This is a genomic window from Lunatibacter salilacus (assembly GCF_009797935.1).
GTDB classification, from domain to species: Bacteria; Bacteroidota; Bacteroidia; order Cytophagales; family Cyclobacteriaceae; genus Lunatibacter; species Lunatibacter salilacus.
On record NZ_VOLC01000007.1, the window covers coordinates 1 to 21,148 of the forward strand.

The following is a 21,148-nucleotide window of genomic DNA, read 5'->3' on the forward strand; positions in this document are numbered from 1 at the left end:
GTGGCGTCAGATAGGGTAATATCGGTGGACTTGTTGGCGGCATCCTCCTTTAGGGCGATGGCAGTTTCTGCAGCCGTTTTGTTGGCATCCACATTGCCCTGCACCGTCCCGATATTGGCCTGCAAAACTATTTCCGAGGCAGTCGCACGGGTTGTTTCCGCTAAAATGTCTGTGGATAGGAGGCTTTCGGCATCCATTGCACGGGTAGTTTCAGCAATAAGATCGGCACTTAGCTTATCCTCGGCGGTAGTTGCCCTAATTGTTTCAGCGGCTAGGTCAGTGGCTAACGAATTTTCGGCATCAACTGCACGGGTAACCTCCGCGGCAAGGTCACCGGATATTGTGGTTTCCGCTTCAATTGCACGGTTGGTTTCGGCAGTAAGATCTGTGGCGAGTTTTTCTTCGGCCGCAATGGCACGGGCAACTTCGTCGGCAAGGGCACCGCTGCCTTCCGCCGCTGATGCGTTGACGAAGGTTTTCACGGCAAGCTCTGTCGGGAACTTGGTGTTCGTGGCGTCTGAAAGGGTGATATCGGTGGACTTGTTGGCAGCGTCCTCCTTTAGGGCGATGGCAGTTTCTGCAGCCGTTTTGTAGGCGTCCACATTGTCTTGAACCGTCTCGATATTGACCTGCAAAACTTCTTCCGCTGCAGTCGCACGGACTGTCTCGGTTATAATGTCTGTGGTTAAGACGCTTTCCGCATCCATTGCCCGGGTAGTTTCAGCAGTAAGATCGGCGTTTAGCTTATCCTCGGCGGTAGTTGCCCGGGTTGTTTCAGCGGCAAGGTCTCCAAATAGTGTAGTTTCCGCATCAATTGCCCTGTTCGTTTCAGCGGCAAGGTCTGTGGCCAGCTTTTCTTCGGCAGCCGTGGCACGGGCAACCTCGCCGGCAAGGGCCCCGCTGCCTTCCGCTGCGGATGCGTTGACGAAGGTTCTCACGGCAAGTTCTGTCGGGAACCTGGTGTTGGTGGCGTCCGAAAGGGTGATGTCGGTGGACTTGTTGGCGGAATCCTCCTTTAGGGCAATGGCAGTTTCCGCGGCCGTTTTGTTGGCGTCAATATTGTCCTGCAAAACTCCTTCCGCGGCAGTCGCCCGCGCTGTTTCAGCTATAAGGTCTGTGGATAAGATATTTTCGGCATCCGTTGCACGGGTAGTTTCGGCAATGAGATCGGCACTTAGCTTATCCTCGGCAGCTACTGCTTTAGCAATTTCAAATTCAAATAATGATAAATCTACTTTTGAATCGAGAAACGGCTGAATCTTCGAAAGTGTCAAGTAAGGCAATAACATTTTTGAGGTATCAGCAGCGTAGAGGATCGCTGGAATGTTAATCAGATCAGTAAATTCACCCGTTAGTGCAACTTTGGATAAATTCGGTTTGTTTAAAATCTGGGTATCACCACTAACCGCATTCCAATCTGAGTAATTATGAGCCGAATTATTAATTAAAGACCAGCTATTTCCGTTAAAAAAATAAAATCCGGAATCACCATCAATTTGATAAATAAGCAAAGCTTCGGATGGATTCGGAATATCGTTTTTTTGTGTATTCGTTAACCGAGGAATTAAAAGTCCCTTGTCATATGATTGAATTTCCAATGCCGCAGACGCATGGGGATTCTCAGTTCCTATTCCTACCTGAGCATGGAGGAAATAAGGGATAATTAAAAAAAAGATTAACAAGAGTAGATTTTTCTCCATATCACATTAAAAATTTATTTGAGATAATTTTTTTACACACAGAATGTCTAATAATACAACTGTCTAAACATTTGAATAATGATAGCTGTGCGGGCACTTAAAAGATTAAATTTAAATTAAGAAATAGCTTCGAAGTTGAATTAGCTGTTGATAAATTATCTCTTGATTTTTCTTGTAAAGCACACCAATTCTAAGCCCCTATTCAATATTTGTATGTTTCAAAAACCTATTTTGAAACGTGCTTTGGTTAAACATGATTTACCTACCTTTAAAATTCAATAATCAGATTATAAAAGCGTGAGGCTAAAAAATGAAATTTGTCAGATAAGTGGAATTTTTGCCTTGAACTTCAAATACGTTTAATAATTCATATGAATTTCGAGTATTTATATGATCAAAAAAAGACACCATAATTGGTAATGGAGACATTTTTCTAATACAAAAATCCTATCAGTTTTAATGCTCAATTCTCCATAAGGAAGCACAGGTTAGTAAAAAAAAAACGCTATGCCGCAAATAATTCTTTTCGGAATTATGATGGGATTTGCTGGAAATTTTTCCAATATTCAGATGGACTGCATCCTTTTGCCTTTTTGAAGGCATTGAAAAAGGTAGTTCTTGAATTGAATCCCGCCATCTCCCCCAATGCTTCTAACGTATAATAATCAAGGTACCCATCTTCTATCTTGGAAATGGAATATGCTATCCTATATTGGTTTAAAAATTCGTTGAAATTTTTATCAAATTCATTATTGATTACCAATGACACCAACTTGGGAGATTTATGGATACGCTTGGCAAAATTGTTCAATGTCAACCCTATTTCGGTGAAAATTTGCTCTTTTTCCATTATCGATAGGATCTCCTTTTTAATTTGGGCTGTTTCCATTCGTCCTATAGCGTCCAGTTGTCCTGTAGATGACTTTCTATTCTTTTCAGGTTGGTCTGCTTCTTGGGAATTTAGGCCACGGATTTGATCATTATCCACTTCGGCAAATCTTGAGTCTTTGTTACCGCCACGCACTTTCATAAATCCAGCTCCAAAATTGACAAAAAGGTTCAGAACAAGAAGTCCAATTAGAGAAATTCTTCTTAAAAAATAATTCTCCACTAACAAGTCAGCTGACCCAAAATATATCAAAACCTCGAAAAAAGCATACGCAAATTGAAATACAACTAACCAACCTATACTTGCCAATACGATCGTAATATCATAATTCTGCCTTTTACTTAAACTAGTATTGAAAATCTCAGGTCGCAACCTATGTACTAAATATACTGAATAGGCAAAATAGCCGGTCTGAAGGCATATTCTAAACAGATAATGGAATTGAATTGGAATTAATCCACCAGCTTCGAAATTAAATTTGGAATGATCAGATACTAATAATTCGGCATACGCAGATTTAACTTCGGCAGACTCGAAATAAAAAGGTAGCAAATCCAATAAATGGACGAGGGCAGGAAGAAAATGAATCCAATCTCTTTTCCGGAATCCTGTTGATCTAAAGATCGTATTTCTTATAAAAAAGTAGAAAAATGGCGCACACAGATACATCAACGGACTGAAAGTCCTCAATAATTGTGGTACTTCAATTATAAATCCTGCCTCAAACCAAATATAATAGATGGCCAAACAGAAATTATAAAAAAACAACGAAATATAAAGGAACCTATATCCACCAATATGTTTTTCTCGTTTGACCGCCAAGACAAAGCTATTGAAAGTAGCAACAGCGAAAATTACGATGACAAACAGCAAATAAAACTCCATAATTCTAAATAGGCATTGGGTAAATGTTTAAAAGTTTTACAATTGTAACTTATTAATGACTGAATTTAGAAAATAAATTGAACAAATAGGAGAATTTTCTTGGAAAGTTAATTTTTTCGGAACTATTATAGACAACAGCTACCGTTTGAGAAAAAACCCGTAATCCCATACTTTTCAATTTATAAAAAAGCACAAGCGGAAAAAATCACCTCGCACTGGAAATATCCGTCTTTAGCTCCTGTATCATTTTAGCAATATCCTCTAGCGTAACCTCCTTTTTCTGATCCGGCTGTTCGGGAAATTCCAGACTGATAAAGGCCTTTGCTTCCCAAACTTCTACTATATCCTCCCCAAAGACCTCAAACGGCTTATACCGATCATTGTCCGAAACCAGAAAAAGCTTCCCCTTATCCTCCAAATAATTGAACACCCGCTTGTATACGATTCCTTCGCTCTTGGTAACCAAGACATAGGTTTTGCCATTTTTTATCTCTTTGGCATTATTTATAAACGAACCTACAATCACAGTCCCCGGAACAATTGGCAACATACTGTCCCCGCTAATTTCAAAGGCTCTGTAGGTTTGATTGCGGGAAAGGTGGGGCAAATGGAACTGGGGCTGATTCCCTACATACTCCGGATCGGCAAAGCCATTCAGATATCCGGCAGATGCCTTTTGACCAATTAGGATAATAGTTTCATTATCCTCCTTATCTACGGCGACGGTCAGGATCTTGTCGGGATCCAAGTTTACCTGAATCTGATTTCCATTTGACAGGTCATGCCGAAGCAGCCTATCCACGGAAACACCAAAAATTTCAGCAAGGATAGTTAAGGAGGGTAGTTTTGGTTCCGAGCGCCCATCCTCGTAGGCGGATATCATAGTTCGCTGCACACCCAAGTGCTCAGAAAGCGCTTCCTGTGTCAAACCCGCTTGCTGACGAAGGAGTTTTATGTTTTTACCCAGATACATCGTTAAGCCGTATAAAGGAAAAAATTATAATCGTCCTTCCAACCTTCCTTAAACGAAAATCTAAGCAAGTCGTGTTTTGCGGACTCCCTGAATTGAATGCGCTCTTGGATTTCCTGAACAATTTCATCCGCACTTTTTCCTGAGGGAGTCAAAAGGTAGCCATAGCGGGATTTTTCGTTGTCATCTATATAGAATTTGATTTGCAAATTCCCCGAATCCAACTTTTTGCTGGTGTAGGTAATGGTTCTCATTGGTATGTTGATTGAATTAGCCAATTGGGACATGTTTACAAAATAAACAATGCTAATATAGTGATGTTTATTTTATAAACAAATATAACTAAGTATTATTTTGATTAAAAAATAAACCAGATACTTTAGTTTGAATCACATAATTCAAGTCATAGGTAGCTTTTTATACCTATTTAATTTAAATTCATACCATTTTTAAATTTTATAGGTGTTTTTAAAACCTATTTTTGATAAAGATATTTTTTTTGAAAGTTATTTCAGCTAAATTTATAACCAATAAGAATCAATAACTCACTTTATACTACTTATGAAAAACATCAACAGAAGAGATTGGCTTAAAACCAGTGTTTTGGGCCTTGGATCAATGTCTTTATTATCCGGAAATCTTTTGGCGAAATCCGGAAGCGCCGCCAACGCAACTGCAACCTGGAGCAGGGAAAGCATGCTTTGGGAATTGAACCCTATATATAATGAGGTTAAAATGAAAGCCAGGCTTTTGGCGAACGAAAATCCATTCGGGCCTTCTACAAAAGTGCAAAAGGCAATTGCGGAATCCATTAATACCGGTAACCGCTACGGACATGCTGATGCAGCATACCTGATTAGCATCATAGCTGAAAAAGAAGGCGTAAAGCCGGAAAACATCATGTTGGGTCCAGGTTCAACAGATTTGCTTGAAAAAACAGCGATTGTTCTGTGCAAAGACGGAGGAAATGTGGTTTCTGCGGATCCATCATATATGTCATTAGTAAACACTGCACAAGCAGTAGGTGGAAGCTGGAAAGCAGTTCCTTTGAAAGCTGACTATTCTCACGATCTTCCCGGCATGACTTCAGCCATAGACAGCGATACAAAACTTGTTTATGTATGTAACCCAAACAATCCAATGGGTGCCATCACTGAAGCTGGTTCTTTGAAGGAATTTTGCAAAACTGCTTCCAAGAAAACTCCAATTTTCGTTGACGAAGCATATTTGGAATTTATGGACAAGCCAGAAGATAACACCATGGCAGACTTGGTAAGTGAAGGATACGATGTCATGATTGCAAGAACATTCTCTAAAGTTCATGGAATGGCTGGATTGAGAATTGGATATTTGGTAGCCACAGAAGAAAGAATCAACTCTATTACCAAAATGGTACGAGGAACTATGGGCTTGTGCGTCACTTCTTTAAAAGGCGCTATTGCCAGTCTTCAGGATGAACAATTCATTGTTAACTGCAGAAAGTGGAACAAAGAATCCAGAGAATTTACTTCTGACAAAATTCAGGCAATGGGTTTCAAAGAAATCCCTTCCCACACCTCTTTTATGATTTTCCCTATTCAGGAAGACGGAAGAGCCTTTTCCAAAAAAATGATGGATCAAGGTGTAGGTATTCGGGCATATTCCATTGCTGATTCTCCTTGGTGCCGTGTAAGTATGGGTACCATGGATGAGATGAAGCTATTTGTGGATGCATTGAAAGTAGCTACTACCTAATTTCGTATTCCCAAACCAATAAACAGTAAACCCAAATAACCTTCATATACTAACCACAACAATTAAAATCAACTTATGAATATAGCAGTCCAAAAGACGCTTTCCTTGCTATTGTTATTGGTTATTGGGTTTTTGTTAAGAGGGAAACTAAAGGATCCTGCCCAACAGAAGGGATTAAAAACACTGATATTGACGATTGCTTTACCTGCTATCATCTTTGTAGCCTTGCTAAAAGCAGAAGTACAGCCTGACCTTATCATGTTGCCCATATTAGCAATAGCATTTAATGTCATTCTGTACTTTATCTTGAAGTATACTTTACCCGCATTCGGAATAGAAAAGGATACCAGTACCTACCGAACTTACTTACTTCTGTTTCCTTCCCTGGCACCGGGTCTTTCCTGTTTTCCATTCCTAATTGAATACTTGGGTGATGACGCCTTGGCCTGGGGTGCATTGGCTGATATTGGAAACAAAATATTTGTGCTAATTATCGCCTATATGATCGCCATGCGCTGGTATTACAAGATCAATACGGAGATAAAGGCAGGAAACGGTGATAAAATCAAATCCCTATTGTTGAGTTTAATCAACGAACCGATAAATATTGTCATTATTCTAGCCTTGGTTTTGCTTAGCCTGGACATTCACTTGGTTGATTTGCCAGTCTTTATTTCTTCGGCAATCAACACGCTGAGCAACTTAATGACACCTTTGGTATTGATATTTATTGGTATCGCCGTGATATTTAACTGGAAACAAATTCGAAAAATTGCCGGCTTACTTATGGTCCGTGCGGGATTGACGTTTTTACTCAGTGGTATCGTTTTGGTATTCGCTCCGCAGTTATCCTATGCGGCGATTATGGTGCTGGTAGTATTTCCACAAAGTGCGGTAAGCTTCTGGCCGTTTGCGCATATGGCCGCCATTTCCGCCATGGAACAAAAATCTGAAATTCAAAAGAGAAAAACCTTTGATATGGAGTTGGCTGTTAACATTATCGGTGTTTCGTTGCCATTCGCAACTATTATCATGCTAACGGTCTTTTCCTTTGGAGAACTGTTCGCAACGACTACCACCCTATTTAGTGTAGGTTTCGGATTGATTGCCCTTGGAATTATCAAACCCGTACTGTCATGGTTCAATATCATTGAATATAACCCCACATTGGAAAAAGAAAGTCAATAGTTAAAATTTCTTTCTTGTTCAAGACAACAAACCACTAACAAACCTTTGAGAATGGCTGGATTAAAAAAGTGAAGAATCACCAACTTGCCTATCAAAACCCTTGAAAAGAGCCGTAGAAATACGGCTCTTTTCTTTTAGAAAGGTCAATATGGAATTATCGACAGCTTAGTTAGCTGCTAGTAGGAATAAAAAAAGCCGCTGGAATTACACAGCGGCTCTCTTGAAACGATTACCTTTTTTATCGGAACTTGTTTTTCAGCAAGGCCAATTTTGCTGCCAAGTCACCTTCTGGCTCGGGTTCTTTGGCTACTCTCCTAGCTGCGTTCGGTTTGCCGCCTTCTCTTTTGGTACCAGGTCCTTTTTCCGCAAATGGATCTGCTTTCATGCTTAGTCCGATACGCTTTCTTGCTATATCCACTTCCATTACGGTGACTTCAACCTTTTGGTTCACAGTCACTGCCTCGGAAGGGTCTTTAATAAATCTGTCGGCCAAATGACTTAAGTGTACCAATCCATCCTGATGCACACCTATATCCACAAATGCACCAAATTTGGTGATATTGGTGACGAGTCCCGGCAGTTTCATTCCCACCTTTAGATCTTTCATACTGTTGATTCCCTCTTCGAAGCTAAAAACTTCAAAGGTCTCTCGGGGATCTCGACCCGGCTTGGAAAGTTCTTCAAGGATATCCTTCAACGTTGGTAGACCTACTTCCTCACTGACGTAGTCTTTTAAGGGAATTTTTTCCGCAAGGGATTTTTCACGAAGCAGTTCGTTCACCTGGCAGCCCAAGTCCTTGGCCATTCTGGCTACAAGTACGTACCTTTCCGGATGCACTGCACTCGAGTCCAGTGGATTGGCCCCATTCCTTATTCTAAGAAAGCCTGCTGCCTGTTCATAAGCTTTGTCTCCCAGTCTGGGCACTTTTCTGATTTCTTCCCTGCTTTTGAAGGGACCGTTTTCATTTCTGTATTGTACAATATTCTGAGCCAACGCTGGCCCCAATCCTGAGACATAGGTCAGCAACTGCTTGGACGCTGTGTTTACTTCTACCCCTACTCCATTGACACAACTCATAACGGTATCGTCCAGGGAGTTTTTGAGTGCAGGCTGATCCACATCATGCTGGTATTGCCCCACACCTATGGATTTGGCATCTATCTTTACGAGCTCCGCCAAGGGATCCATTAGTCTTCTTCCAATAGAAACCGCTCCCCTAACTGTCAGGTCAAAATCAGGGAATTCTTCCCTTGCCACATCTGAAGCGGAATAGATTGAGGCACCACTTTCATTGACCATCACGACAATTACCTCACTCGGTAAACCGATAGCCTTGACGAAAGTTTCCGTTTCCCTGCCCGCAGTACCGTTTCCGATAGCGATGGCTTTTACTTCATATTTCTTGACCCATTGCAGGATAGTTGCCGCCGAAAGCGCAACCTTTCGTTGGGGTTCATTGGGGTATATGGTTTCATATTCCAAAAACTGTCCCTGGGGACCGAGGCAAACCATCTTACATCCAGTCCTAAATCCGGGATCAATGGCGATCACCGCTTTTTCGCCCAAAGGAGCTGCCAATAGCAGTTGCCGCAGATTGTCTGCAAATACCCGTATGGCTTCCTCATCTGCCTTTTTCTTAGAATACAACCGAACTTCGGTTTCCATAGAAGGTTTAAGTAATCTTTTATAACTGTCCTTAACAGCCAACTTCACCTGTTCGGCAGTAGCACCGTGTCCGGTGATCACCTGTTTTTCGATTACGGCGATGGCATCCATTTCCTCCGGACAGGTGTCCAACATCAGGAATAGTTCTTTCTCGCCCCTTCTCATAGCAAGAACCCTATGCGAAGGAGCAGTTTTGATCGGTTCGGACCACTCAAAATAATCCCGGTATTTGGCTGCTTCTTCTTCTTTGCCTGGGATGACCTTGCTCGTGAATTTCCCCTCTTCTATAAAAAGTTGTCTTACCTTTTTTCGTGTTTCAGCATCCTCATTGATCCATTCGGCCATGATATCTCTGGCACCCTGTAGGGCTTCCTCTACGTTTGCCACTTCCTTTTCCGCATCCACAAATTCAGCAGCCAGTACTTCCGGATTCAAGCCCGCAACTTGTTCGAAGAGCTGCGTTGCCAATGGTTCCAATCCTTTCTCTTTGGCAATGGTTCCTTTGGTCCGTCTCTTTGGTTTATAAGGCAGGTAGATGTCTTCCAAGATGGACATAGTTTCGGCAGCTTCAATCTTCTTCTCCAACTCCGGGGTCAACTTGCCCTGCTCCTTGATGGACTTGAGCACAGCCTCTTTCCTTTTGTCCAAATCTCTCAGTTGCTGTATCCGGTCCCTAATGGTGGCTACCTGGACCTCATCCAGACTGCCGGTCACTTCCTTGCGGTACCGGGAGATAAAGGGCACAGTAGCACCCTCATCCAGCAAGGCGACAGTGCTGTCCACCTGTTTTAACAATACGCCTATTTCTTCGGCAATTTTAAAATAGTGATTCAAATTAGTCATAAATCAAAAGGTAACGGATAATCAGTTGGATTGAATTCGGGCGCAATTTAAGTTTAAAATCGCTGTCCCGCAGAAAAAACTTTAAAAAAACCGCAGGCGGGAAATTTCGAGAACGGTTTGTACTTTTGAATCCATTGGGGGCTATTTTTCTGAAAAATGCGAGCTGTAGGTAGAAATTAGAAATCCAGTGAGAGTTTCATTTTATATATAAACAGTATGGATTACCGTCAGGGTTAATTTGAAGATTTTGTAAAAAACCCAAGTATGGGTGATGAGGATCTGCATTGTTGTCATTGTGATCCAGATCCTGCCGTCAATCATTCACTCAAATCAATCTCAACCTGCTCAACTAGACTCTATTTTGTTTTTTCTTTTATTTCCTAGTGTTCACACACTATGACTTTACCCGGTCCAAAACAAATATGTATCTGTCAGAAAACAACAAATCATCGACACTCCCAAGTAAGATCTCGTCGCTAGTCTCCAGAGGAATAATAGAAACTTCTAAAAAATAACAGTAAAGTTCAATCAATGCCTTTGGATACGTCAATGAAAACCGAAATAGTTTGGCTCGACTGAACGTTATCCTGGGAGCATCCTAAAGCGAGGACGAAAAAGTTGAGTAAAAACAAATATTTAATAAAAAATTCTAGAGGACGTTAAAACTGATCCAGTTGAAGTTTAACAGCATAGTTGGGAAGGCAAAATACTCAGACCCGATAGGAAATTAATGTTTTAATTTGAAAAACACGCATGAATTTGGCAACAATTCGTATTTTTGGTACCTAAACCCGAATATTCAACAAAACAAGAGATGGACAGCCAGGAACAAAGTGAAAAACTATACAACCTGAGTAATTTGGAGGAAATTAGCGGAGGCAGTGAGGATTTTATCCGTCAGATGATCATTTTGTTTTTGGAACAAGCCGCAAGTTCCATCTCTGGACTGGAAAAAGGGGTCGCCGAAAATGACATTACTCTAATTAAAAACCTGGCCCATCAGCTTAAACCCAGTGTGGATAATTTCCGCATTACAGATCTAAGCCAGTGGATTAGGGAAGTAGAACACTTGGCTGAAAACAATCCTGAATCATCAACGCTGTCTGAGAAAATTTCCCAGTCCAATTCCTTACTGCGACGGGTAATGGTACAGTTGGAAAATCACTTCGCCTGATCGGTATCTGTCTATACAAGGTGAATCTTTTAATTAAGGAACAGGAACATAAAAGGCTTCGGCCCGCAAAGCTTCGGTAGCGGCTTCATCCTTTTTTCCTTGCATTTGAAGCACCTTGCTTCGTAGCAAATGCGCCTCCCTAGCCACGTAAGAATCGGCAAATGACCTCACGGAAAGATCCAGGTATTCCATCGCTTCTTCAAGTAGAGATGGATCTCCCTGCTCCACCAACTCTTTGCCTTTCAAATAATTTTCCTTCCACAATAAGGCCTCAGGCCTCATCCGTTCCGCTTCCTGAAATACCGGAAAAGGAGGAATTGTCAGGGGTTGGGATTTTTCACGAACTGGAGGAATTTCCTCTTTTTCAAAAAATACGGTGAGGGCATTTACATAAGCTTTTGCTTCCTGTTTGTTATACCTCTTTTTTTTCAGCCGCTTCTCTTCATCGGCCTTAGAGAAAAACGATGCCTCTGCCAGAATAGCCGGGATGCCATACGTTCCCCTTAAAACCCCTGCCCCAGCGTTGGGGAAAATAGCGAAATCGGATACCAGGCTTACTGGTCCCTCCGAGTCAAATAAGGTTTCTCTGAATTCTTTGGCGATCAACTTTCCCAACAAAACACTGGCCTCATTTTCCATGGCACTTCCATGAAAATACAGTATGGGGAAATTAACGCTTCGATCCGCAGTGGCGTTATGATGGATGGAAATAAACACGTCCGCTTTTCCATTGACTGCCAATTCTGCCCTGTCCGCAAGTGCAACTTGCACATCCGCTTCACGGGTCATCAATACAGTTGCCCCCTGCTTCTGAAGCATTTTTTTCAAGTACATTCCTACCCGCAGGTTGATCCACTCTTCCCGCTCCCCGGTAGGCCCTACCCGATAGCTGTCTGTTGCCGCGGTTCCTCCATGCCCGGGATCCAGGCAGATAATCTTTCCATTTAGCACGTTATTTTGCTGACCGAAAGTATTCTCTGGGCAACCCACCAAGAATAATATGGGAATGATCAACAAAAGCACAACACTGCGGGTCCAACGACCCCCTTTTGGTAGGAATAGAATCATATATTCAAAATAAACACAAAAACTGATATAAATACCTATAAGGTGCGGTACTTCCTTTAATTTATGAAGATAAATCGCCCAGTTTCACCTGGAAAAATCTAAACAAGTAACTGATTATCAATAAAAGATGGATGGACTGTGGGTTTAAGAATAAAGGGAAGAGCTATATGCCCTCCCCTATTCAGTAAATCACCTTATTCAACCTCTTCCTCTTCTTCCACAACGTCCAAATTCGCCTGTCTTCCATTCGCTAGGGAGTTGGCTGTAACAACCTCCACCCTCAGTGTAACCGTAACCGGACTAAGTGCCGGCACAGTGTAGGTAAAACTATCCTGATAGGAATCCCGTAGGTTATGACCGGAAATAGCTTTCGTGGACACTGTCGTCCGCTCACCATTCACGACCTGAATAAGCCGCAGTTCTGTAACAGGTTCATGTTCGGAGTAATACCTGAAAGTAACAGCTACAGCCGCTCCTGGCACCGCCTCTGTCTGCGAAAGAGTAAGCACTGGAATGGTAGCTACCCTGCCAATCAAATCATACCCTTCATCATACTCATTGAAACATCCTGTAAAACCAATGAGTAGTAAGAAACTGAATATATAGCTTTGAAATTTCATATGTTTATATTTTTTTTCAGCGTTCATAACTTGTCCCGCACCGAAGGTCGGAGTGGAATCTCGCAATAATAATCCCTCTGTAAGTAGTCTGCGTCATGCTCGATTTCATGTTGATTTTCATCTAAAGTGAATGTTATAAGTCCCAGAATACTTTTGCCAGCAGGGAAGTCTCCGGAATGTTCGCTGAATTGTTATCCAATTCGGAAGGAGGGTATAGGAACCGACGCGGAAAAGCGTCATCTGTTGAGTTCCCTGGGGCCGGTTGCAAGTTAGGGATTCCGGAAGTAGTCGGAGGCGCACCTGCGGGAATGCTTCTTCTCCAATCTGCCCAGGCTTCTGTTTGTAAAAACATGGCAATATATTTCTCGGTAAAGATTTTCTCCAATCCGTCAACTTGGATCGAAGCACCGGTTTCGCTGGCAAATTGTGCCTCATAGGCTGCATTTGCCTCTCCGGTCACACGAAGGATAGATGCTTTTACAGCATCGTTGAAGGCGGACGCTGCTGCGTCAAATTGACCCAATCGGAAATTGGCTTCCGCCTCAATAAACTTTACTTCCGCATACGTGATGATGTTGGTAGGTGCCTGCGCTGAATTTACATAGGGTCCCAAAATGGACCTGTTAGTGACGGTTGTACCTCCGTTGGGGGTTCCCAAATATTCTCCGTTACTATTTCTGCTGACATAAAATTCCAACCGGGGATCATCCGTTCCGACTTCTACCCTATCCTCCAGAAGGTCGATAAATTCCTGGGTTACGGAAATATTATTTTGCCCAAAGGAGCCCAATAGATACCCAAACCAAGGTCCGGCAGCATCCGGGGTATTGCCGAAAGACACCTTCATCTCCTCTGCGTTGTTGACAAAGGTTCCGGCCTGAATGGCTTGCAGCGCCAGTTGTGCAGAACCTATAGCATCCACTTTACTTAAATGATTGTGAAACCTTGTTTTAAACGCATTTGCGGATTTGATCCATCTTGGTCTGGAATTAGTTCTCCATGCTGTCTCATTGGCAGCTGGGAATACTAGGTCATTCTGCGCAGGGGAAAAGGCACTTTCTCCTGACAGGTCCGCTATTCCTTCATCCAGCATTCGGAAGACTTCCTGATACAATTCAACTCCCGAATCGAAGGAGGGTTGGGGAAAACCATCCAGATCCAAGGCTTGAGAGAAGGGCACATCGCCCCATAAATCAACCAGATAACCCAAAAGGATTGCCATCTGTATTTTGGCAACACCTCCGTAATGTGCGGATCCTGCCGGTTCGTTGGATAAATTGATGATGGTTTTGAGATCTGTCATCGCTCCGGCATAGTAATGATTGTTCCAAGTTGTCTGAAAATTTGCCGGAAGATATCCATAGGTCGAAATATTAAACTGAACATTTAATGTTCCGGTCATATATTGGACAAAGGAACTAGCCGACTGCGAGGCAAAATCGCCTATTGCCCAAGTCATATTAGCTTGCGTCGCAGGCAACAATACGTTCACATTTACCTCCCCAACTGCATTGGGATTCTCGTTTGCTTCCTGCAATTCACAGGAAGTCACCCATAACAAAGCGGTGAATGCAAAAATGGTTCTTAGTATATTTACTTGTAATTTCATGTGTTTATAATTGTTTTTCAGTTGCCACATGGAATCTCGCAATTATAATCATCCCTCCGTGCGTCGCCTGCGTCATGCTCGATTTCATCTGTTTATATTTTGTTTTTCAACGGTCAGAACTTGCCCCGCACTAGCAGTCGGGGTGTAAACTCGCATGTTTGATAATCACCCCTCTGTGAGGTGTTTTCGTCATGCTCGATTTCATGCTCTTTCTTTTTAGAGGATACATCTTAAAAACCAGCAGTCAAACTCAAACCCGCACTGCGTGTCGTAGGCGTACCAAAGGCATCCACACCGAGGGAACTGTTTGGCCCATACAGGTTGGTCTCCGGATCCACGCCGGAGTAACCCGTAAACAGCAACAGGTTTCTACCATATGCACTCAAATTGAGGCTCTTCATTCTGAGCCGGTTTGCCAGTGCATTTGGAAAGGAATAGGAAAGTGTCACGTCCCGCAACCTCACCCAGGATCCGTCTTCTATAAACCGTTCCGCAATATTTCTATTACCCGTATTTGCATTGTAATAATTGGCGTCATCAATCAAAACCTGTGTCGTATTTGGAGTTCCGTCAGCCATTACGCCCCGGAAAACTACGAGGCTTCCCCGATCGGTAGTTGATTCGGCCACCCCTTGTGCACGCATCCAATTGGCAGTGACGTTGGCTACATCTCCCCCTACCCGTATGTCCCAAAGGAACGTCAATAGGAAGTTTTTGTAGTTCAGGTTGTTGCGGATACCCAACAACAAATCAGGTGTAGGATCTCCCAATCGTACTTCGCCGGATGGGTTTTCATCCGATGGTTGGGCAAGTAATGGGTAGCCGTTGGTTCCAATAACTACATTACCCTGTCCATCCCGTTGGAACCCGGTTCCATAAAACACACCATAAGGCTCTCCTTCAATCAACGAAGGCCGTAGATTCCCAAATCCTCCCAGCGCTATTCGGTCAACAGGCAAGTCTAGAACGATATTTCTGTTTCGGGAAAAATTGAACAACATATCCCAGTTCAACTCCCTACCAGTTACGGGCGATACATTGGCTACAATTTCCCATCCTTTGTTTTCGATGGTTCCCGCATTAATAAACTGCGTGGCAAATCCTGTACTTCCAGGAACGGACACGCCGATAATCTGATCAATGTTTCGTTCCCGATAATAGGTAACGTCAAATCCGAGGCGGTTGTCAAAGAATCTAAATTCTCCACCGAGTTCCCATGTTTTGTTTCGTTCAGGCCTTAGGGTTGGGTTTCCGGCACTGGTTGAAAGAGCAACAGCGCCTACATTGCTTGGAAGGGGAAAGACCAAACCTCCACCCCAAACACCAGATACGGTAGCTCTATTATAATAGGTCCTATCTCTATAAGGGTCAGTATCCCTACCTGCTTCGGAATATGCCGCACGCAATTTGCCGAACGAGAAAAATCCTTCATCCAAGTCAAAGGCCTCCGAAAAGACAAAACCGGAACCAACAGAGCCATAGAAGAAAGCATTGTTTGGAACAGGTAAGGTTGAGGTCCATTCCTGACGTCCATTTACTTCCAAGAACAGGTAGTTTTTATAATCGACCGAAACCCTGGAGAATACGGCCCCTGTTTTTTTCCGATCTAGGTTCTGGATCTGAACCAAGTTGCTTTGAACGTTGGAGATATTATACAAACCTGGGATGGCTAGATTTCGTCCATCATAATACTGCCGCTCATTGTTTCTAGAAAAGTAGTTGTTACCAACCATCCAATTCAGATTGAAATCGCCAACTTCCTTTTTGGCCGTAATCACCAGATCCGAATTCAAAATCCGGTCATTATAAGTATCCTGAAGGACTCTACCGCCTGGAAGGGCATCTCCACCAAAGCTGCCTACTGCCCACTGTTGCTTACGTTTATCGGAAGCCACATCAGTACCTAAGCGATACATGATATTTAACCAAGGGGTAACGTCATAATTGGCTTGGATGTAGCCCAATATCCGGTTGACTTCGTCCGTGTAGGGATTGTTGTTAACCGTCCAAAATGGGTTGTCTGGGGAATTATTTCTAAAGGAGCGCTGCTGACCATTTGGTAGGGTATATCCCGCTGCATTGTCAAAGCTGGGTGGAGTCCGTATAGTACCTTGAACTACGTCGGCAAAATTGTCCCCACGCCCAAACCGGGCGCTGGTGCTATGCGCATAAAAAGCAGAGCCTGTTATTCTCAATTTATCATTGACTGAGGTTTCCGCAGTCACCCGGAAGGTTCTTCTATTATATTGGTTTTCGGGTATGATTCCCGATTGACTGTAATCCCCTGCTGATATAAAAAATGAGCTATGCTTATTTCCAGCCGAAATACTGATGTTATTATCCCACGTAACTCCATCCCTATAGAAAGCATCCTGATTATTAACAGGCATCATTTCCCCACTTGCAATAGCAGAGGGGTCATTCATATCTACTAAATTACCCCTGGGATTATCTAAGGCATTGTTAGATCCATCAAATCGTAATGTACTCAAAGGAGGACCAAAATGGCCAAATGTTCCTCTTGTATAAAGTCCGCGATCCCCTTGTGCGTATGTCATTTGACCTGGAAAATTATTCATGATCCGGTCTACTGACAGGTTTGAAGAGAAATTAACCGCCACGTTTTGGGTTTCAGATCGGGAACCTTTTTTGGTAGTAATGATCACAGCACCACTGCCTGCCTGCAAGCCATAAAGTGCCGTAGCGGCAGGGCCTTTCAGTACGTTGATGGATTCGATGTCATTGGGGTTGATATCAATGGCCCGGTTGGGTACATCGACACTTGCCGATCTGGAGTTGGAACGGAAACTGTTATCAATCGGTACGCCATCTACAACGAACAAGGGTTGGTTTTCTCCCGAAATGGAGGACATTCCCCTAATAACAATACTCGACGCAGCTCCGGCGGAACCTCCCTGTCTGGTGACCTGCACCCCTGCAACTTTCGCATTCAGCGCATCCACCATGTTTGGTTCTCGGGATAGAAACAATTCCCTTCCTTTTACCTCCTGCGTGGCGGATATAAGGGATTTTTTCTCCTGTTCAATACCGAATGCAGTTACAACTACTTCAGACAACTGGGAAATATCGGGAACTAGGGCCACATTGACCGTACTCCTGTCCCTTAATTGCACTGCCTGTCGTTTAAAGCCTATATAGCTAAACTCCAATACCTCGGTTCCCGCTGGAACTGATATGGTATACGCCCCCTCAAGATCTGTCACTGTACCTGTGGTGGTACCCTGAACCAATACACTTACTCCGGGAAGCGGGCTCCCGTCATCTTGGGAGGTCACCTTTCCTGTCACACTTATATCCTGTGCCCAGAGGTGGCAAACGGAAAATAAGCAGAGCATACATATTACCAAAAATTTGGTATAGCCTTTTTTCATGCACTTATCGTTTTGGTTAATAATGAGTTTAAATTTCGGAAAAGGCTCTATAAAAACCTAATTCTCAAACTAATGGCGTAAACTTAGTTCGTACCCGTATGGTTTCAAAACAATTTGAAATAAAAATTAAATAAATTAGGAATTATCCCATATATAAATAACTAAAAATGGGAAATGTCATAAAACAAAACAATAAAAGACAATATTTGACTGAAGTAAACCTATTTATATATGAAAAAAACTCGAAATAGGATTTCAAACAAAACAGAAATCTTTAAAAAAGGTTTAAATACAAATTAAAAACACTGACAATGCTCGTGAAGATCGATGCAAACGATTTTTGGATGAAACAAAAAAGGCTGTCAATTGACAGCCTTTTTTGTTTCACGAAATAAATGGAAGAATTAATTGACTTCAAGTATTTCCACGGCCGTTACCGGACTTGGGTCTATATGGACGATTTTCTCCACGGGAGCTTTTGCTGGATTTGTAGCAATGCCCAGTGGGCTAACTCCCGGAATAAACGGAGCTATTACTATAGATACTATAGATGACAGTTTGATCAAAATATTCATAGATGGGCCTGAAGTATCCTTGAATGGATCACCCACCGTATCTCCCGTAACGGAGGCCTTATGCGGTTCAGAGCCCTTGTAGTACATCTCGCCATTGATCTCCACTCCTTTTTCAAAGGATTTTTTCGCATTATCCCAAGCACCTCCGGCATTGTTTTGGAAAATACCCATCAGTACACCGGATACCGTAACACCTGCCAGGAAACCTCCCAATACTTCATGTCCAAATAAAAAGCCCACTACTATAGGTGATAATAAGGCAATGGCGCCTGGGGCTACCATCTCACGAATGGAGGCCTTGGTAGAAATCTCGACACATTTTTCGTAGTCCGGCTTATTTTTGTATTCCATGATTCCCGGAATCTCTTTAAATTGCCTTCTTACTTCATTTACCATATCCATGGCCGCTCTACCAACGGCAGCAATGGCCAATGAAGAAAATATAAATGGAATCATCGCGCCAACAAAAAGGCCCGACAACACATCCGCTTTATAAATATCAATTGAATTAATTCCCGCAATACCTACATAAGCGGCAAATAATGCCAATGCGGTTAGTGCCGCAGAGGCAATGGCAAATCCTTTACCGGCAGCAGCCGTGGTATTGCCAACCGCATCCAAAATATCCGTTCTCTCCCTAACTTCTTTGGGCAAACCAGCCATCTCAGCTATTCCGCCTGCATTGTCCGCAATGGGACCAAAAGCATCAATCGCCAACTGCATGGCAGTAGTTGCCATCATACCGGCGGCGGCTATAGCTACACCGTAAAGCCCTGCCGCCAAATAGGAAGTAAATATACCACCTGCTAGCACCAGTATTGGTAAAACAGTAGATTCCATACCTACGGCCAGACCGCCGATGATATTCGTCGCATGTCCTGTGGAGGACTGCTTGATGATGGAATTAACAGGTCTTCGGCCCATTGCGGTATAATATTCCGTGATAATACTCATTAGAGCTCCAACGATCAATCCGATAAAAACAGCAGCAAAAACTCCCATTTTGGTAAATACTACTGTCTGATCACGCATCATGACCAATTCCCCCTCGGGCAACATATAATCAATAAGGAAATAGGATGCAGCTACTGTCAGCAACATAGAAATCCAATTTCCTTTATTCAATGCATTTTGAACACTCCCGTTATCATCAGCGATTTTTACAAATACGGTACCTACTATAGAAAATATCAATCCCATACCGGCAATTACCAAAGGGAGTAAAATAGGAGCAATTCCTCCAAGGTTGTCATCGGAAATAATTTCTCTTCCCAATACCATAGAGGCCAAGATGGTTGCCACATAGGATCCGAACAAATCAGCACCCATTCCAGCTACGTCTCCCACGTTATCACCGACGTTATCTGCAATGGTTGCCGGATTGCGTACATCATCCTCAGGAATACCTGCTTCAACTTTTCCTACCAAGTCAGCACCAACGTCTGCCGCTTTGGTATAAATACCTCCACCAACGCGGGCAAAAAGCGCAATCGATTCAGCACCTAAAGAAAAGCCCGCTAAGACTTCCAGCGCGGTAACCATTTCATGGCCATTGACATCGCCGCCTTGAGAGGTGACAAACATGTAATAAAACACAATAAACAGTGAACCCATTCCCAGCACCGCCAACCCGGCCACGCCCAAGCCCATTACTGACCCTCCCGTAAAGGATACATTAAGCGCATCTTTCAGGCTGGTTTTGGCCGCCTGCGTAGTTCTTACATTGGCTTTGGTGGCTATCTTCATACCGAGATATCCGGCAAAAGCCGAAGAAACTGCCCCTATCAAAAATGCGATAGCTATCACCGGACTGGAATGCTCTAACAAGGTGCCGGACCATCCCAAGATAATGGCTGCTATCACGACAAAATAAAACATTACTTTCCATTCTGCTTTCAAAAAAGACATGGCTCCTTTGGCGATATACCCCGCTAACTCCACCATATTCTCTTCTCCGGTAGGCTGTTTGCTTACCCAAGCCGATTTTACAGCCATCACCAGAAGGCCAATAATCCCCAGAACGGGGACCAAATAAAGAAATACTTGTTCCATAATGACTAGTTAAAGAAAGTTTTAAAATTTTAACATCCGACAAATATATTATTATTCGTTATGTCTGCAATAAAGAAATGATTTAAATGGAATCTGTTGACCTAAAAGTGCCTTAAATGCATGGTACCAAATAAAAACAGGACCCTCATAGTGAAAAGATACTATTTCTTCCTGAAAATCGGCAGTTACCGATTAAAAGGAGAAAGGCAAAAAATCACAAAAAAAAACCTGCCCGGAAATACCCGGACAGGTTCTAAATGCATCTGTGCTATTATTAAGACGAGAAGGAAATATTCAGACTAATCGGAACGGCCTTTAGTGCCTTGCTAACGGGGCAATTTTCCTTTGCCACATTGGCCAATTTGGTAAACTGTTCCTCATCCATCCCTGATACTTTTCCCTTTAGATCCAAGACGATGCCCGTAATGGCAAATCCTCCTGCTTCCTGTTTTTCGATCGACACGGTAGCCACTGTGTTTAATTCGTCGGCAGTTTTTCCTTCGCCAGCAATCTGGAAACTTAACGCCATATTAAAGCATCCGGCATGTGCTGCCGCAATTAGTTCCTCCGGATTGGTTCCGGCTTTGCCGTCTTCATTTTCAAAGCGGGTTTTGGCAGAATAGGGAGTTTCATTAAAAAAACCGCTGGGAGCAGAAAGCGTACCTTTGCCCTCGAGTCCGGTTCCTTTCCAAATAGCTGTTGCTTTTCTTTTCATTTTTTGATTAAGTTATATCGTGTGTAGTAAAGTTAAAATTATAAATTTTACCTGTAAATAACTAAAAT

General features: G+C 42.8%; 14 protein-coding genes and 1 pseudogene. 3 read left to right on the top strand and 12 right to left on the bottom strand.

Translation table 11 applies throughout. The annotated features are described in order from the left end of the window. The 4 genes and pseudogenes from FQ608_RS10785 to FQ608_RS10800 all read right to left on the bottom strand — a co-directional run. Positions 1 to 1,700, bottom strand: a pseudogene (locus FQ608_RS10785) (hypothetical protein); the annotation flags it as partial. Between the two features lie 532 nt (positions 1,701 to 2,232). Then, positions 2,233 to 3,474 (bottom strand): helix-turn-helix domain-containing protein, encoded by a 1,242-nt coding sequence (locus FQ608_RS10790; protein WP_158858251.1) that lies wholly within the window; start codon positions 3,472 to 3,474, stop codon positions 2,233 to 2,235. Between the two features lie 205 nt (positions 3,475 to 3,679). Next, positions 3,680 to 4,447, bottom strand: a complete 768-nt coding sequence (locus FQ608_RS10795; protein ID WP_158858252.1) for an XRE family transcriptional regulator — start codon at positions 4,445 to 4,447, stop codon at positions 3,680 to 3,682. Between the two features lie 2 nt (positions 4,448 to 4,449). Beyond that, positions 4,450 to 4,698: a hypothetical protein gene (locus FQ608_RS10800; protein ID WP_158858253.1), complete on the bottom strand. Its 249-nt coding sequence runs from the start codon at positions 4,696 to 4,698 to the stop codon at positions 4,450 to 4,452. A gap of 307 nt (positions 4,699 to 5,005) precedes the next feature. Between FQ608_RS10800 and FQ608_RS10805 the strand changes: the two genes are divergently transcribed. Together FQ608_RS10805 and FQ608_RS10810 are read left to right on the top strand one after the other, a co-directional pair. Then, positions 5,006 to 6,178, top strand: coding sequence for a pyridoxal phosphate-dependent aminotransferase (locus FQ608_RS10805; protein ID WP_234364168.1), 1,173 nt, complete (start codon positions 5,006 to 5,008; stop codon positions 6,176 to 6,178). 75 nt (positions 6,179 to 6,253) lie between these two features. After that, the gene (locus FQ608_RS10810; protein WP_158858254.1) at positions 6,254 to 7,366 is read left to right on the top strand and encodes an AEC family transporter; all 1,113 of its coding nucleotides are present in this window, start codon (positions 6,254 to 6,256) and stop codon (positions 7,364 to 7,366) included. Positions 7,367 to 7,604: 238 nt separating this feature from the next. Here FQ608_RS10810 and FQ608_RS10815 read toward each other — a convergent pair whose 3' ends face one another. Further along, complete coding sequence (locus tag FQ608_RS10815; RefSeq protein WP_158858255.1) at positions 7,605 to 9,875, bottom strand: Tex family protein; 2,271 nt, start codon at positions 9,873 to 9,875, stop codon at positions 7,605 to 7,607. Positions 9,876 to 10,269: 394 nt separating this feature from the next. Continuing rightward, positions 10,270 to 10,425, bottom strand: coding sequence for a 6-bladed beta-propeller (locus FQ608_RS28030; protein ID WP_158858256.1), 156 nt, complete (start codon positions 10,423 to 10,425; stop codon positions 10,270 to 10,272). A 264-nt stretch (positions 10,426 to 10,689) separates the two neighbouring features. Here FQ608_RS28030 and FQ608_RS10825 point away from each other — a divergent pair, with 264 nt between their 5' ends. Further along, the gene (locus FQ608_RS10825) at positions 10,690 to 11,049 is read left to right on the top strand and encodes an Hpt domain-containing protein (RefSeq protein WP_158858257.1); all 360 of its coding nucleotides are present in this window, start codon (positions 10,690 to 10,692) and stop codon (positions 11,047 to 11,049) included. Positions 11,050 to 11,082: 33 nt separating this feature from the next. Here FQ608_RS10825 and FQ608_RS10830 read toward each other — a convergent pair whose 3' ends face one another. The 6 genes from FQ608_RS10830 to FQ608_RS10855 form a co-directional block, all read right to left on the bottom strand. After that, positions 11,083 to 12,117, bottom strand: a complete 1,035-nt coding sequence (locus FQ608_RS10830) for an N-acetylmuramoyl-L-alanine amidase (RefSeq protein WP_158858258.1) — start codon at positions 12,115 to 12,117, stop codon at positions 11,083 to 11,085. Between the two features lie 194 nt (positions 12,118 to 12,311). Beyond that, on the bottom strand, positions 12,312 to 12,737 hold the full coding sequence (locus FQ608_RS10835) for a hypothetical protein (protein WP_158858259.1): 426 nt from the start codon (positions 12,735 to 12,737) through the stop codon (positions 12,312 to 12,314). Between the two features lie 133 nt (positions 12,738 to 12,870). After that, a complete protein-coding gene (locus FQ608_RS10840; RefSeq protein WP_158858260.1) occupies positions 12,871 to 14,346 on the bottom strand; it encodes a SusD/RagB family nutrient-binding outer membrane lipoprotein in 1,476 nt (491 codons plus the stop codon). 230 nt (positions 14,347 to 14,576) lie between these two features. Next, positions 14,577 to 17,738: a SusC/RagA family TonB-linked outer membrane protein gene (locus FQ608_RS10845; protein WP_158858261.1), complete on the bottom strand. Its 3,162-nt coding sequence runs from the start codon at positions 17,736 to 17,738 to the stop codon at positions 14,577 to 14,579. 404 nt (positions 17,739 to 18,142) lie between these two features. Continuing rightward, complete coding sequence (locus FQ608_RS10850) at positions 18,143 to 20,365, bottom strand: sodium-translocating pyrophosphatase (RefSeq protein ID WP_158858262.1); 2,223 nt, start codon at positions 20,363 to 20,365, stop codon at positions 18,143 to 18,145. A gap of 274 nt (positions 20,366 to 20,639) precedes the next feature. Beyond that, positions 20,640 to 21,080, bottom strand: a complete 441-nt coding sequence (locus FQ608_RS10855; RefSeq protein WP_158858263.1) for an OsmC family protein — start codon at positions 21,078 to 21,080, stop codon at positions 20,640 to 20,642. Positions 21,081 to 21,148: the final 68 nt, after the last annotated feature.

Coding starts and splice junctions, on each gene's coding strand:
- FQ608_RS10790 (WP_158858251.1), bottom strand. CDS start 3,474: ATGGAGTTTTATTTGCTGTTTGTCATCGTAATTTTCGCTGTTGCTACT.
- FQ608_RS10795 (WP_158858252.1), bottom strand. CDS start 4,447: ATGTATCTGGGTAAAAACATAAAACTCCTTCGTCAGCAAGCGGGTTTG.
- FQ608_RS10800 (WP_158858253.1), bottom strand. CDS start 4,698: ATGAGAACCATTACCTACACCAGCAAAAAGTTGGATTCGGGGAATTTG.
- FQ608_RS10805 (WP_234364168.1), top strand. CDS start 5,006: ATGAAAAACATCAACAGAAGAGATTGGCTTAAAACCAGTGTTTTGGGC.
- FQ608_RS10810 (WP_158858254.1), top strand. CDS start 6,254: ATGAATATAGCAGTCCAAAAGACGCTTTCCTTGCTATTGTTATTGGTT.
- FQ608_RS10815 (WP_158858255.1), bottom strand. CDS start 9,875: ATGACTAATTTGAATCACTATTTTAAAATTGCCGAAGAAATAGGCGTA.
- FQ608_RS10825 (WP_158858257.1), top strand. CDS start 10,690: ATGGACAGCCAGGAACAAAGTGAAAAACTATACAACCTGAGTAATTTG.
- FQ608_RS10830 (WP_158858258.1), bottom strand. CDS start 12,117: ATGATTCTATTCCTACCAAAAGGGGGTCGTTGGACCCGCAGTGTTGTG.
- FQ608_RS10835 (WP_158858259.1), bottom strand. CDS start 12,737: ATGAAATTTCAAAGCTATATATTCAGTTTCTTACTACTCATTGGTTTT.
- FQ608_RS10840 (WP_158858260.1), bottom strand. CDS start 14,346: ATGAAATTACAAGTAAATATACTAAGAACCATTTTTGCATTCACCGCT.
- FQ608_RS10845 (WP_158858261.1), bottom strand. CDS start 17,738: ATGAAAAAAGGCTATACCAAATTTTTGGTAATATGTATGCTCTGCTTA.
- FQ608_RS10850 (WP_158858262.1), bottom strand. CDS start 20,365: ATGGAACAAGTATTTCTTTATTTGGTCCCCGTTCTGGGGATTATTGGC.
- FQ608_RS10855 (WP_158858263.1), bottom strand. CDS start 21,080: ATGAAAAGAAAAGCAACAGCTATTTGGAAAGGAACCGGACTCGAGGGC.